Consider the following 13,803-nt stretch of genomic DNA (forward strand, 5'->3'; position numbering starts at 1 on the left):
CTGCAGAGATTCTGCAGGCTTTTTTTGAACTGTAATTAAATATTTAAGCGAAACATACAAACTCCCATTATAAATGGGATAACAAATTAAACTATTAACCAATGAAAGTTTTAAAGTTTGGTGGAACTTCAGTCGGATCCCCTGAAAGAATTCAGAATCTGGCAAACCTGGTTCAATGCAACGAACCTGTAATTATTGTTTTATCGGCTATGGCAGGAACCACAAATGCTTTAGTTGAAATTACTGATCTCCTTTACCGAAAGGATATGAGCAAAGCTAGTGAACAAATCAATAATCTGGAAGAACAATATCGAAAACGAATTGAAGAACTGTACACCAGCGAGGAATATAAAACCAAAGGAAATGAACTGATTACATCCCATTTTGATTACATCAGAAATTTTGTAAACAGAAGTTTTACGGCATTACAGGAAAAAGCAATTTTAGCACAAGGCGAATTAATATCGACTGCCATGTTCCATTTTTACTTGTCTGAAATTGGTGTAAATTCGGCCTTGCTATCGGCTTTAAACTTTATGAGAATTGATAAGGATGGTGAACCTGACTATTTCTACATACAGGAAAACCTTGAGCGTATTCTTACAGAACAAGCAGACCAAAATTTGTTTATCACACAGGGTTTTATTTGTCGAAATGCATATGGAGAAGTAGACAATTTAAAGAGAGGTGGCAGCGATTACACAGCATCTCTTATTGGATCTGTTTTACAGGTAGATGAAGTTCAGATTTGGACCGATATCGACGGGTTTCATAACAATGATCCAAGATATGTGGACAATACTTCGGCATTGCAACAATTATCATTCGATGAAGCTGCTGAGTTGGCCTATTTTGGGGCTAAAATTATGCACCCTTCCAGCATTATGCCTTGTAAACTCAAAAGTGTTCCGGTGCGACTAAAAAACACATTAAGCCCTGCCGAAGAGGGAACTCTAATAACCGATGATGAAACAGGAAAAGGAATTAAGGCAATTGCTGCTAAAGATGGAATTACTGCGGTAAAAATTAAATCGGGCAGAATGTTATTGGCTTATGGATTTCTAAGAAAAGTATTTGAAATTTTCGAAATCTATAAAACACCAATTGACATGATCACCACTTCGGAGGTAGCCATTTCCTTAACCATTGATGATGCAACAAATTTGAAAGCAATTGAGGCAGAATTGGTAAAATTTGGGATGGTAGAAATCGATGAAAACCAATCGATAATTTGTATTGTTGGTGATTTTATTTCAGAATCGACCGGAAGTGCAAAAAAAGTACTGGAAGCATTGGAAAACATACCATTACGAATGATATCTTACGGCGGTAGCAAACATAACATTTCAGTTCTTATCAATCAGGAAGATAAAGTTTCGGCCCTTCAAACATTAAGCAAAAATTTATTTTAAATTTGCTGCTCAAAATCTAAAATGAATCATGTTTAACAAGAGTAGAATAGAACAATTCAAGCATTTACCCACTCCATTTTATTATTATGATATGGAGTTGCTTAAAGAGACTTTAGATCTTATTCATACCGAATCGTCGAAGTATGGATATCATGTTCATTATGCGGTAAAAGCCAATGCCAATCCAAAAATCATGAAATTGGTACAATCTTATGGTTTTGGTGCCGACTGTGTAAGTGGAAATGAAGTAACCAGATCTTTAGAAACCGGGTTTTCAGCAGACAAAATTGTGTATGCTGGTGTTGGAAAATCAGACAGAGAAATCTTAACTGCGCTAGAAGCAGGGATTTTTTGTTTCAATTGTGAGTCGATTCCTGAAATAGAGTTAATCAATGAATTGGCTGAACAGACTAATAAGACTGCAAGAATTGCAATCAGGATTAATCCAAACGTTGACGCCAACACGCATCACTACATCACCACCGGCATTGAGGAGAACAAATTTGGAATTAACCGTTGGGAATTTGATTCGGTACTGGAAACACTTGAAAAGTCGAAGAATATCAAATTGGAGGGCTTACATTTCCATATTGGTTCTCAGATTACCGACACCGAAGTATTTAAAGGTCTTTGCATTAGAGTAAATGAAATCCAGCAATGGTTTAACGATCGCCAAATATTTGTAGACCACCTAAATGTGGGTGGCGGTTTTGGTATTGATTACGATCAGCCAGATGTAAATCCCATTTCTGATTTTGTTACCTACTTTGGAATTTTTAATCAATTCCTTGATTTAAAACCAAATCAGCAGTTGCATTTTGAATTGGGGAGATCGGTAGTAGCACAATGTGGAAGTCTGATTTCTAAAGTCTTATATATTAAAAATGGTGCTAAAACCAAGTTTGCCATTCTTGATGCAGGAATGACTGAACTTTTGCGTCCGGCTCTTTACCAGGCTTATCACAAAATTGAAAACATTACTTCTGTTGAAACAGAGGAGGTTTATGATGTGGTTGGACCAATTTGCGAATCGTCGGATAGTTTTGGTAAGGCTGTTAGCTTGCCAGCAACCAAAAGAAATGATTTGATTGCTCTAAGATCGGCTGGTGCTTATGGTGAGACCATGGCTTCGAGATACAATCTTAGAGATATCGCAGAATCGATTTTCTCAGATGAATTAAAATAATCAGCGAAAGCTGTAACAAATACAAAGGCAATATTCTTAAGAGTATTGCCTTTTTCTTTCTCGTTTTTTAGAACGGACTCAGCTTATTTAAATCCAATTTTTTTGAGTAGTGATTTGGAAGGCACAATAAAAAGCGTAAGGTTGTAAAACATTCCTCCTTTTGCATAGGAATCAATAATATTGTCTTCACTTGTTAGCTTACTTCCCGATAAACTTAGTGCGTTGTTTTTGTTGGTTACATCAAAATTGATATTGCTTCGGTATCCACCTTCGAATGATAACCAAAGCCAATCGGTAATTCCTTTTTCTATTTCCAGAGAGAAGTTTACATCAGATCTTCTGAATTCAAGGGTTTTAAAATCACTTAATGATGGATTATCTGCCGAAGCATCACCATCTGCCGGCACTTCATCGAAATGGATACTGTAACTGCCCCCTTTTAAATAAGCTTTGGCATTGATAAAACAAAGCTCCGATGGTTGATACCTCAATTTCACCTTGGCAGGCAGAAAAGCTTCTACGCCCCATTTATCGGCAAAAGTATGGTTGTAAACAAAGGTTGGAAATACCAGTGGATCACCAAAAGTGTAGGAAAAGGCTACTCCAACTCCCCAGGATTTGTACTTATTTATTTTCCATCCCATTACAGGAGAAATCTCCATTTTAAGAAAAGTATATTTGCTTACATCGCCGATATGATCTTTCCAGTAATCTCCTTTTAATTTTCCATTAAAACGAAGCATAAAATATCGATTCCTTTTCCATTGAGTCATCAGGTAAAAGCTACCGCCCAAACTCTTCATATTTTTATCATGAAGTCTTCTGTAAAAAGGATAAGTTATATTTTTACTATCATGAAAATGAATTTCCTCATCGCTATATTCGATACTACCGGCTATTTTAAGATTCTTTTTTACTGATATTGGAAATCGGAGCTTGGTCTTGAAAATTCGATTGTAATCCACCTTCCCTTTTCCATCGCCATATATTTCTGATTTTGAACCAACATCAAATCCGGTCATTCCGTGATAGGAAGCCTCGTATCCACGCACCGGACCACTTCCCACAACACTTGGGTTCCAATCGTATACGGTTGTGTCGCTACTAAACTGAGCCTGAACACAACAAGCAATTCCAAGAAAACAAAAAGTGAAGATTAACTTTTTAAAACTCATATATTGTATCATTATTAAAGCACTAAGATAATGCTTTAGTACTTTGATACGAACGAAATAATCTTTTGTTTATTGCCAAAAGTTTTAGCTTAGAACCAATAGCCCAAGCTTACATAGTTTAACACCTTTTTCTTTTTATTGGAAAACATTAAAGAAAACTCCATTGGCCCAATAATACTATTGTAAGAATAGGTCAAACCCAATCCCCGAATCCATTCACCTGTCGTTAACGATTCGTTCACATCTTCGGTAATTTTTCCAATATTTGCTTTAAATATCAGGTAATTGTTCCGAAACAGTTCATATTGAAAATCGCCCCTAAATACAAAGGAATTGGTTGATGCAACTTCCATTCGTTCCAAGCCTACAAAAGGCATCTGAATATCGAAATAATCTGTTTGATCAATTCCACCAGTATAGGTCAAAAAGAAAGCTGGAATATTCTTTCCCCAAATGACTCTACCATAGAATTTAGGATAAACCGTAAACTTATCGGTAAGGCTAATGGCTTTCTGAAATTTCACGTGAGCAATAGATGCTGGTCTTTCCATTCCATCAAGGCTTGCACCATTATTGGTCACCAACTTGTATTCAGCAAACAAACTGATCCCTCTTTTCGGATAATATGCTTTCTCATGCGAGTCCAAACGCAGGAAAGCATAATACGAAAAGAAATAATCTTCATCGTTTCCTTCCTCTAATTCGGATAAAATAAAATTCGATTTTACTTTGTAATACTCAGCTTTAGCACCAATACCAATCGAATAGGATTCCTTAAAAATCGAATGAATATTCATATCGAATTTCAGATAATCCAGGTCATAATTCCCCACCTGCTCCCAGTCTTCGTAGGCATTCACATTCCAATCGTTGTATTCTGCCTGCAAGGTAATACCTGGTTTTAGGCCATTATCAATGGCATAGGTAGTTACGAACCTTGGAGTCTCCGATAATTTTAAATCGAAGGATAAATGAGAACCACTTCTCAGTTTATTACGAAAGGTTGTATTTAAAAGTACACCGGCTTTGTTGTCCGAATCGTAACGAAGCCCAACATTAAATCGCTTTGTCGTACGTTCCTTCACCCTAACCTGTAGCGTTTTGGCTCTATTACCAAGCATTCTAAAGTCTACCTGGTCAAAATACTTGCTTCCATATCCCCAGTTGATCCCTTGTTTTAACTGGTGTAAGCTAACTTCACCAGGGATATCAAGATTAAATTTACCTGCCAATAAAGATTTACTTACCTCGTTAAGTCCACTGTATTCTACATTTTTGATATAGTATGTTGTGGTATCTACAGGTGGTTTATACCTTTTTACCTTACTTTTCTTAAGCTGATATTTCTCTTTTAGATCTTTTAAAACCGGTACAAATTCACGACCAATTTCTTCCCCTTTTCGAATTAAAGAATCTGCTTCATTAAAACTTCCTACTGAGTAATTGTTAATGTTCGGCTTAATATAAACATCAACAAAATCAATGTTCTTTTTAAACTCATTAAGCGACATTAAAGAAACTGTCTGGTTGATTATATCCAGAAAAGAGCTTAATTCTTCCTTCGATTTAGGTCCTGCCTGAACATCAACACCAATCACAATATCGGCTCCCATGTCAACCACTTCCTTTACCGGAAAGTTATTCACCATTCCACCGTCAACCAATAGTCTGCCATCAATTTCGATGGGCGAAAAAACAGTAGGAATGGCCATACTTGCCCGCATGGCTTCGGGCAGGTATCCATTGTCCAATATTACGGCCTCCCCGGTTTCGATATCAGTGGCAACACAAACAAAAGGGATTGGTAATTTATTAAAATCTGTTACATCGTGATAATCGATGGATAACCTTTCGAAAAGATTGATTACATTCTGACCTTTTACAATTCCGCTAGGCAATTGAATGCCTTTGGGTTTTATGGGGAAGGACAAAACATGGCGTTCGTAATTTTGTTTTTCGTGAAACGGAACATATTTACGCGAAATTTCATCGGCAAGCAATTTGTCCCAATTCTGACTCAGAATCATATCTTCTATCTGCTGTGCAGAATAACCAATGGAGTAAAAGCCTCCAATGATACTTCCCATACTTGTTCCCGAAATGTAATCGATTGGGATTTCCAATTCATCGATAATTTTCAGCACTCCAACGTGAGCAAAACCCTTGGCTCCGCCACCACTTAGTACCAAACCAATTTTAGGTCTTTTCCCATTGTATAAAGAATCGTTTTTAACATTTGCCATCGTCGAAAAACTAATTGCAAATAGTAAAAACAGGAGTAAAGGGTGTTTCATTCTGTAATGATGCTTATGAATTGATCTTAATTTTCAATTTTTAGTTCTTCGGCAAGTTTTAATACATCCTTCTCTTCTTTCCCATTCTTTACCTTCACACGTATTGCTCTTAAACCATACACACCTTGTAAATCTTCCAGTGTGTGATATTCGATCTGATCTTCGAAATAACCAGCTGCAATCAAATACTCTAAATAACGCTGATATTCGGCCATTTCTTTCTCCTGGCTGAAGATAATAGCCAGCATTCCCGGTTGGGTCAATCGCTCGTCGGTTCCCTTAATTTTGGCCTTATCGATTCGCTTCTTCACAATTTCGTAGCGAATGTTATAGGCTCCATCTACATCAAACTTCTTCTCATCCTGGCGGAAACGAATGGCCAAAGGCTGACTGTGCACAAGAATCAGACCTGTGGTATCCATAGGAATAGGCAACGATTTCTTCAGATGATCTGTTTTGCGAGCCAATTCAGCACTTACGATCAATTGCCACAATCTTAAATTCTTTAAATAAATTCTGTCGAAACTTAAGTTATTTGCAATGCTTTCGCCAATATAAATATTGTGCTCAACACCGTCTGTTCGGTATTTTTCGAAGTAATGAGGGAACATGCTTTGCGCTTTTTCCTCTTCCTGTTCCAGGTAGCTGGTAACACAGTCGTTAATAATTCCCAGGCTATCCTCAAAATCTTTTCGGCGTTTGTACACCAAATTCAATTCTGGATTGATATTGCTCTTGTAGTTGGCAATGGTTTGTGTCACCTCATCTCCGTTTTCTTCGAAATGCGGGAAAAGCGGCTCCACTTCGTGTCGGATAAAATTCAAAACATTCATTTCATCGCCCGACGATAAGCCCTTTTGAATCCCATCTTTAAAATAATCGATCTTATAAATCAACTGATCGTAAATAGGCATCGCCTTAATTTCATTCACTTTGGCAACAACATTACGAACTAAATCGAGTTGTTCCATTAAGTCGTCCTGAATGGTTTGATTTCTAATTACCGATGAATGACGAACATCAATGGCACCATAAAGCGGAAATACATTTGGAAAAACGATCTCCTCCATTTGAGAAGTTTCGTTTCTCTCTTTCTTTAATAACAGGTTCGAAGCTGCTTGTGAGAATCGCCACTCAACACTTGGATGAATTGCAGTACATTCTTCTTTGATAATGGCTTCGATTCTATTTTGGAGTTCCTCGCTTGTTCTTTGTATTGCGATTGAAAATACTGGAATAATATCTTTGATTATACGAAGTTTCGAGAAAGTAATATCATATGCCTTGTTCGACCCCAACTCCATTACGCCAACCAACTCGTCGTCGTTATATAGCGGAACAATAGCGATATTCCTAATTCCTTCGTCCAACAATGCTTTTTCAACATGATTTGGATTCTCTTTTTTTGAAAGATCGTTTACCAAAACTGGCATGCCCTGCATTCCGGCTTCTTCGTACATGGTTCCCCTGTAATCTTCACATCTAAAACGATCGGCATCAAGAAATCCATGCCAAAAGTCCGATGGATTCTCAACATTTCCCTGGTTCATTCCAAGGGCAATAATTCCCAATTTAAGATTTGGCAATTCTAATAAAGAACGCACATTTTGCTCCAGCTGATTAAAATTATTCCTGTTAATGATGGATGATTTTTCCAGTAATTGCGATTTCAATGAAGAGATCACTTCAATTTGGCTCACATCCACATATCTAAATGGAAGAAATCCCGAGAATTTGAATTTATCCAGCGGAAGGGTTTCCAACCAGAAATCCATATTCATTGGGTCGTTAATCATCTTATGCAAATCCTCTTCGCTAACCTGTGGCAGCTTTCCTGTATATGAAATATCAATACATGATTTATCGAACTCAAGCTTGTAATACTTCACCAGATCGTTCAGCTTATCGGTTACTTTATACATGAACAAGTATCCAAGGCCAAGCTCAAAATTGTAAAATCTTTTTAAAATCATCGAGTAGGCATAGAACAACATGCTAAAGGTTTTAAAGCATTTATCCTGTTCCTTTTGCTCTACCATCTCTACGGTTAAATTCTCATTCCCATACAGTTCAAGGTACTTGGGTGTAAAGTAAAAGTTCTGGTCATCAAAAGGAGTTGCAACCACTCCAATTTCTTCGCGATACTGCACAGGCGTAAAGAAGTAACTCATGAGTACATGAATTTCATCTTTATACTTTTCAATATCCTTGATATTAAAGTCGACTTTTGCCAATTCTGGTTTTTCTTCCACCAGCTTTAAAATGGCTTCTCCCTGAATATCAAGCGATCCATTTAATGTTTTATGCTCTTTTAGTTTGTTGATTAGTGGTACAAAACTAAGCGACTTTTTAAATGGAACTTCCTCTATACTAAGCTTTAACCGATCCAGTTTCATAATTCAATATTTTTCCCCGATTTCAAACTACTAAAGTAGTTGTTTTTAAAATGCTTTGAAAGCAGACAAAGTCAAACTGCCGACATTTAAAGCATTTTTAACAAATTAAAGATACAAAAGACTAATTAACAAGTAAAGCGGTGGGAATCTAAAGCAAAAATCGGTAAATGGAATTTCCCCATAGGTAAGTTGTAAAACAGTTTGTTCCTGTTTTTACAAAGTGCGAGAACGGAAGTAAAATTCCCCGCATGACAGTATGCAGGGAATTTTATTCAAAGGGCAATATTATTTTTTTCAGACTACTGCAGGTAGGTTTTAAGTTCGATTACCACCTTATCGAAACCGCCAATCTGTTTCTCAATTAGCTCAATATCGAAGGATTGAATGGCCAGGTCTAAATCCTTACAGTAATTATCGAGTATAATGCATGATTTTTTAAAGGCGAAATCAGACAAGTTTTTACTAAAGTCTTCAATTTCGTAGATAATCAAATCATTTTTAATCTTCTTCCAATCGGTAATGAATTTTGATTCTAGGCCTTCAATAATTTCAGGCAATGCAGCAATGCATTCTCCCGAAAGTTTCACCTCATCTTCGATAATTTGGGCATCCTCGGCATTTAGGTATTTAATTTTCATAAACCTCTTCAGCACAGCGAAAACATCTTTTCTGAATACAGGTTTTTGTAGGTATTCATCGAAAAGTTTATGAATTCGTTCCAACTCATCATTCATAATTGAAGCGGTAAATGCCACTACAGGAATATGGTTCCATTCCGGATTATTACGGATCACTTCGGTAGCATCGTAGCCATTCATCCCTGGCATCCTGATATCCATAAAAACAATATCTGGTTGCTCGGTTTCCATGATTTCAATGGCCTGTTCACCACTTTCAGCCTCAAGGAAGGTTACATTATCGAACTCTATAATTCGTTTCAATACCAGGATATTGAATTTTAAATCGTCTACAATTAATATTTTACAAGGTTCAAGTACAAAATCGTTCAGCTCTTTTGCTTTTTGATCTTCTTCAGCCGACACCTCGGCAATTTTTACATCCTTAAATTTGATTGTAAATTTCGAACCTCGCCCAACTTCACTCTTCAGGCTAATTTCTCCATTCAATTTCTTTAAAAGTCCGCCTACAATGGTTAATCCTAGTCCTGTTCCTTCGTAATATCGGTTACTCTGACCACTTTGCTGGGTAAAAGCTTTAAATACATCCGCCTGCTGATCTTCCTTAATCCCAATTCCGGTATCTTCTACACTTAAAATTAAATTAATTGCATTTGGATCTGATGTTTTGGCAGCTGATACAGAAACATGAATAAATCCTTTCGAGGTAAACTTAATGGCGTTTCCAACCAGGTTGAACAAAATTTGGTAAAACCTGACCTCATCCATGTAAATGTACATTGGAACTGAGGAATCGACACTAATATTAAATGCCAGGTTCTTAGCTTCCAGCTTTTGTTTGAAAACCTGTTTCATTTGATTGATTACCACCTTACATTGCATCGGTTCCAATTCGATATTCATTTTTCCCGATTCAATTTTGGATAAATCCAGAATATCATTGATTAAAGCCAGTAGGTTTCTACCACTTGTCATGATGGTATGCAGATAATTCTTATGCTGTGGATTCTCAACATTGGAGTGCAACCATTCACTAAATCCTAGAATGGCGTTCATTGGAGTTCTGATCTCGTGAGACACGTTGGCCAGAAATTCCGATTTTGCTTTAGAAGCCTGTTCTGCCTTGTTTTTAGCGATTTGAAGCTGCTTCTCGTTCTCTTTAATTTCACTCACATTTCGTACAATAACAAGTACTTCGGTTGAATTTAGCTTCACAAAGCGGGCTTCGAAATACTGCATTGTATCGTGATGAAAGCTACTAAAGTTGAACTCAAAATTGCCTTTTACAATACACTCTTCAATAGATGAAATGAATGAATTGCTTAAATCTTCTGACAAAACATCTATAATCGAGTTGACCTCTGGTTGATTTAATTTTTCGAAGATACTTACATCGCATCTCGACTTGTATGATATTACAGTTCCTTCTCTGTTCAGTCTAAGTATTTCATCAGGAATAGAATCAATAATTCCCCTGTTCTCCTTTTCGCTGATTACCAAATCGGTCTGAATCCTATGTCTTAAAAAAGCTGTAGAAATGGTGCTGCTTACTGTTCGAAGCAATTCAATTTCAGATTTGGTCCATTGGTGATTGGAATCGCATTCATCAAAACCAATAAATCCGAAAATGTTACCAGATTCAATCAGTGGCAATACGATAATTGATTTGATTCCCTGGGGTTCTAAAATTAATCTGATGTCTTCAGGCAATTGCTCAATTTTATCAGAATAAACAATTCCCTCTTCCTTTAAAAGTTTCTTCCAGGAAGGAATTTCACTGTATGGAATTTCTTGTAGTTCGTGAATTTGAGATTCAATACCATCGTTACACCATTCGTATGTATTGCTGGTACTTAAACCATCGGCGCTATCTTCGAACAAATAAACACGGCTTACTCCCGTATGTTGTCCAATAATTCTAACTGCTTCGTTTGTATTTGATTCGAAATCAGAAATAGAATTGTAATTCACCGATATTTCGGTTAAGATTTCCTGCTGTTTCAGATTCCTTGCAATTTCAAGTTCATTTCTTCTGCGTTCGGTAATGTTGTGAGCCACAATAATAATTTCATTAAACTCACAATTGTTGCTTGAGATTACATCATCGGTAAGTCCGGCAAGAAAACATCGTTTCAGATCACAGTTTTTGCAACGATCTTCGGTAAATTGAACATTTACCCTCACCCATAGTATATTTTTCTGACCAGTAATAATGGGCAGATCGAAATAGCTAATACACTTGTTTCTCAGAAATTGTCGGGCAAAATATTTAAAGATTTTACTTCGGTAATCGCGAGGGATAAAATTAAGTACCCTCTGACCCAAAAGTTCTTCTTTCGACTGCCCCATAATGGTACTGGCAATTTGGTTTACAAACACAATTTCGCCACGTAGATTTACCTTACAGATAATGTCGGTAATACTCTCAACCAAAGCATAATACTCCTGTTCCGTATCGAAGAGTTTTTGTGTTCTCTCCTCAACCAAATGCTCCAGGTTATTATTCAAACTTTTAAGTTGCTGGTTCGATTCATACAATTCCAACGATTTTTCTTCCAGCAGTTTTTCAGCTTGTTTACGGGCCAATCTTTCCCGCTCTATCTTCTTTAATAACAGGTCCGTTTCTTTGCTCATACCTACTTCTTAATGGTAAATAATACTTGGCTTTGATCTTCGCTTAGGAATTCTTTCGAAATACTTGCATTCTCGTTGAAATATTTCATGCAACCTTGTATTAAACCTTCGGCAAAATCAGACATTTTTCGTTTAGAAGTATACACCAACTCCAAAAATTCATCTGACCTGTTTTTTACTTCTATTCGAGGCAATTCAGCTTCCGGATATAATTTTAGAACCTGAACATGAATGGTATCTTCTACTCTACATAAAAAATCGAACGCATTTTCATAACCTAGTATCAATTCTTTATAGGCATTCCCAAAAACGCCAAAAACGTACTCACCATAGGCATAAAATAATTTTGAAACAGGGATATTGGTTTTGGCACTAAGTTGTCCAACCAGCGCAAACATTTCTTCGTGAGAATAGGTTCCAACCGAAGTATAAACCCCATTGCTAGGTAAGTTTGTATTTTCGATAATGTGGTCAACAGTTTCGTAGCCGAACTCTTTTTCGACCATCTCAAGAAATTCACAAAAAACAAGTCCTTTCATATGCAGTAGATAAATTTAAGTAGTATTCGTAGTCGTTGCCAGTCGATAAAATTTGGCAATAAATCAAATGATACGTAAGAAGCCAAACATGGTTTTAAAATATGCTGTATTTTACTAAAAAAAAAGCCTGTTTTTTAAGAACCCTTGCGCTCTTCTAACGTATCAAATCATATTAGCTCCAAAAGAGCAATAACAAATGACTACTTAAAATTTAAATTTACGATAAGCCTATGGAATTTAACATTCCGGGAAAAACCCCGACTGTTTTAGTTGTTGATGATAATCCCAACAACCTAAAAATTGTTGCTCTAACTCTTAGAGAGTTGAATTTTAAAATTGTAATTGCCACCAATGGTAAGGATGCATTAGACCTTGTTGAGAGAACCAAACCAGATTTGATTTTATTGGATGTAATGATGCCGGAAATGGATGGTTTCGAAGTTTGTGAAATTCTAAAATCGAAGGAAGAAAATAAGAACCTGCCAATCATTTTCCTTACGGCAGTTGGCGAAAAATCTAAAATTGTAAAAGGATTTGAATTGGGAGGTGTCGATTACATTACCAAGCCTTTTAATAAAGAGGAGCTGATTATTCGTATCAAAACACATTTAGAGTTGAAATTTACCCGCGATGAGTTGCAAACCACTACCGATCATCTAAGCGAACTAAACGAACTCAAAGACAAAATGTTTTCGGTTATTGGGCATGATTTACGAGGTCCGTTGGGAAATATAAAAATGACTCTTGATCTTTTATCGAAAGGATTATTCGAATACAACAGTGAGGATTACAAAGAGACAATGTCTACCCTGGTTCAGTCGAGCGAAGAGGTTTCTGAATTGTTGGAGAATCTATTGGGATGGGCAAAATCGCAAAGTGGAATTTTGAAATATCACCCAGAAGACATTGCCATTAATAACCTGATAGAAAGCACCTATTTCATGTTTAAAGGGAATTTAACCCATAAGAACATCAGCTTTGAGCCTAGTATTCAGGACAATTTAAATGTGAATACAGATGCCTACATGCTGAAAATGATATTGAAAAATGTAATGTCGAACGCCATTAAATTTACACACGAAGGAGGAAATATTCGTGTGAGTGCAGAAGCCAATAATGGAGACATTAACATTTCAATTAGCGATAATGGAATTGGTATTTCTTCTGAAGATATTCCAAAACTTTTTGATGAAAAAGAGCATTTATCGACCTATGGAACAAATGGTGAGGCCGGTAGTGGTCTGGGATTAAAGGTAGCCAATAGTTTTGCCACCAATATGGATGGTAAAATTGATATAAAAAGTAAGCCTGGTGAAGGCTGTACAATCACACTCAAATTACCAGTGAGTAAAAATTAATCAGACAAAAAACCCCGAGCCTACAACTCGGGGTTTTCTATCTATGAAAAAACAGGCCTTAAGGCCCAACTGGATAAACAGTTTAATTTTGAACTTACAAGACTATAACAGCTAAGTTTGAAAAAGGGGTGACAAAAGTTTATTTTTTTTTCAATTTATTTTGAAAACATG

General features: G+C 36.5%; 8 protein-coding genes. 3 read left to right on the plus strand and 5 right to left on the minus strand.

The genetic code is table 11. The features are described from left to right. Positions 1–101 precede the first annotated feature (101 nt). Together ELS83_RS09150 and lysA are read left to right on the plus strand one after the other, a co-directional pair. Positions 102–1,412, plus strand: a complete 1,311-nt coding sequence (locus ELS83_RS09150) for an aspartate kinase (protein ID WP_171595247.1) — start codon at positions 102–104, stop codon at positions 1,410–1,412. 28 nt (positions 1,413–1,440) lie between these two features. Continuing rightward, a complete protein-coding gene (gene lysA / locus ELS83_RS09155) occupies positions 1,441–2,598 on the plus strand; it encodes a diaminopimelate decarboxylase (protein ID WP_171595248.1) in 1,158 nt (385 codons plus the stop codon). 83 nt (positions 2,599–2,681) lie between these two features. Here the strand turns inward: lysA and ELS83_RS09160 are convergent, their stop codons facing one another. The 5 genes from ELS83_RS09160 to ELS83_RS09180 all read right to left on the minus strand — a co-directional run bounded on the left by ELS83_RS09160 (position 2,682) and on the right by ELS83_RS09180 (position 12,274). Further along, positions 2,682–3,773, minus strand: a complete 1,092-nt coding sequence (locus ELS83_RS09160; RefSeq protein WP_171595249.1) for a DUF6268 family outer membrane beta-barrel protein — start codon at positions 3,771–3,773, stop codon at positions 2,682–2,684. Positions 3,774–3,862: 89 nt separating this feature from the next. Then, complete coding sequence (locus tag ELS83_RS09165; RefSeq protein ID WP_171595250.1) at positions 3,863–6,016, minus strand: patatin-like phospholipase family protein; 2,154 nt, start codon at positions 6,014–6,016, stop codon at positions 3,863–3,865. 77 nt (positions 6,017–6,093) lie between these two features. Beyond that, on the minus strand, positions 6,094–8,463 hold the full coding sequence (locus ELS83_RS09170; RefSeq protein ID WP_171595251.1) for a GAF domain-containing protein: 2,370 nt from the start codon (positions 8,461–8,463) through the stop codon (positions 6,094–6,096). Positions 8,464–8,762: 299 nt separating this feature from the next. Beyond that, positions 8,763–11,735, minus strand: coding sequence for an ATP-binding protein (locus tag ELS83_RS09175; protein ID WP_171595252.1), 2,973 nt, complete (start codon positions 11,733–11,735; stop codon positions 8,763–8,765). 2 nt (positions 11,736–11,737) lie between these two features. Then, positions 11,738–12,274, minus strand: coding sequence for a heme NO-binding domain-containing protein (locus ELS83_RS09180; protein ID WP_171595253.1), 537 nt, complete (start codon positions 12,272–12,274; stop codon positions 11,738–11,740). 230 nt (positions 12,275–12,504) lie between these two features. On the opposite strand from ELS83_RS09180, the gene ELS83_RS09185 reads away from it, so the two are divergent. Next, entirely contained in the window at positions 12,505–13,632 is a 1,128-nt protein-coding gene (locus tag ELS83_RS09185) for a hybrid sensor histidine kinase/response regulator (protein WP_171595254.1), read from the plus strand. Positions 13,633–13,803: the final 171 nt, after the last annotated feature.

It is taken from the genome of Marinifilum caeruleilacunae (genome assembly GCF_013141825.1).
Taxonomy (GTDB): domain Bacteria; phylum Bacteroidota; class Bacteroidia; order Bacteroidales; family Marinifilaceae; genus Marinifilum; species Marinifilum caeruleilacunae.

What these genes read in the sequence shown, in the direction of transcription:
- ELS83_RS09150 (WP_171595247.1), top strand. Translation starts at nt 102, where the DNA reads ATGAAAGTTTTAAAGTTTGGTGGAACTTCAGTCGGATCCCCTGAAAGA.
- lysA (WP_171595248.1), top strand. Translation starts at nt 1,441, where the DNA reads ATGTTTAACAAGAGTAGAATAGAACAATTCAAGCATTTACCCACTCCA.
- ELS83_RS09160 (WP_171595249.1), bottom strand. Translation starts at nt 3,773, where the DNA reads ATGAGTTTTAAAAAGTTAATCTTCACTTTTTGTTTTCTTGGAATTGCT.
- ELS83_RS09165 (WP_171595250.1), bottom strand. Translation starts at nt 6,016, where the DNA reads ATGGCAAATGTTAAAAACGATTCTTTATACAATGGGAAAAGACCTAAA.
- ELS83_RS09170 (WP_171595251.1), bottom strand. Translation starts at nt 8,463, where the DNA reads ATGAAACTGGATCGGTTAAAGCTTAGTATAGAGGAAGTTCCATTTAAA.
- ELS83_RS09175 (WP_171595252.1), bottom strand. Translation starts at nt 11,735, where the DNA reads ATGAGCAAAGAAACGGACCTGTTATTAAAGAAGATAGAGCGGGAAAGA.
- ELS83_RS09180 (WP_171595253.1), bottom strand. Translation starts at nt 12,274, where the DNA reads ATGAAAGGACTTGTTTTTTGTGAATTTCTTGAGATGGTCGAAAAAGAG.
- ELS83_RS09185 (WP_171595254.1), top strand. Translation starts at nt 12,505, where the DNA reads ATGGAATTTAACATTCCGGGAAAAACCCCGACTGTTTTAGTTGTTGAT.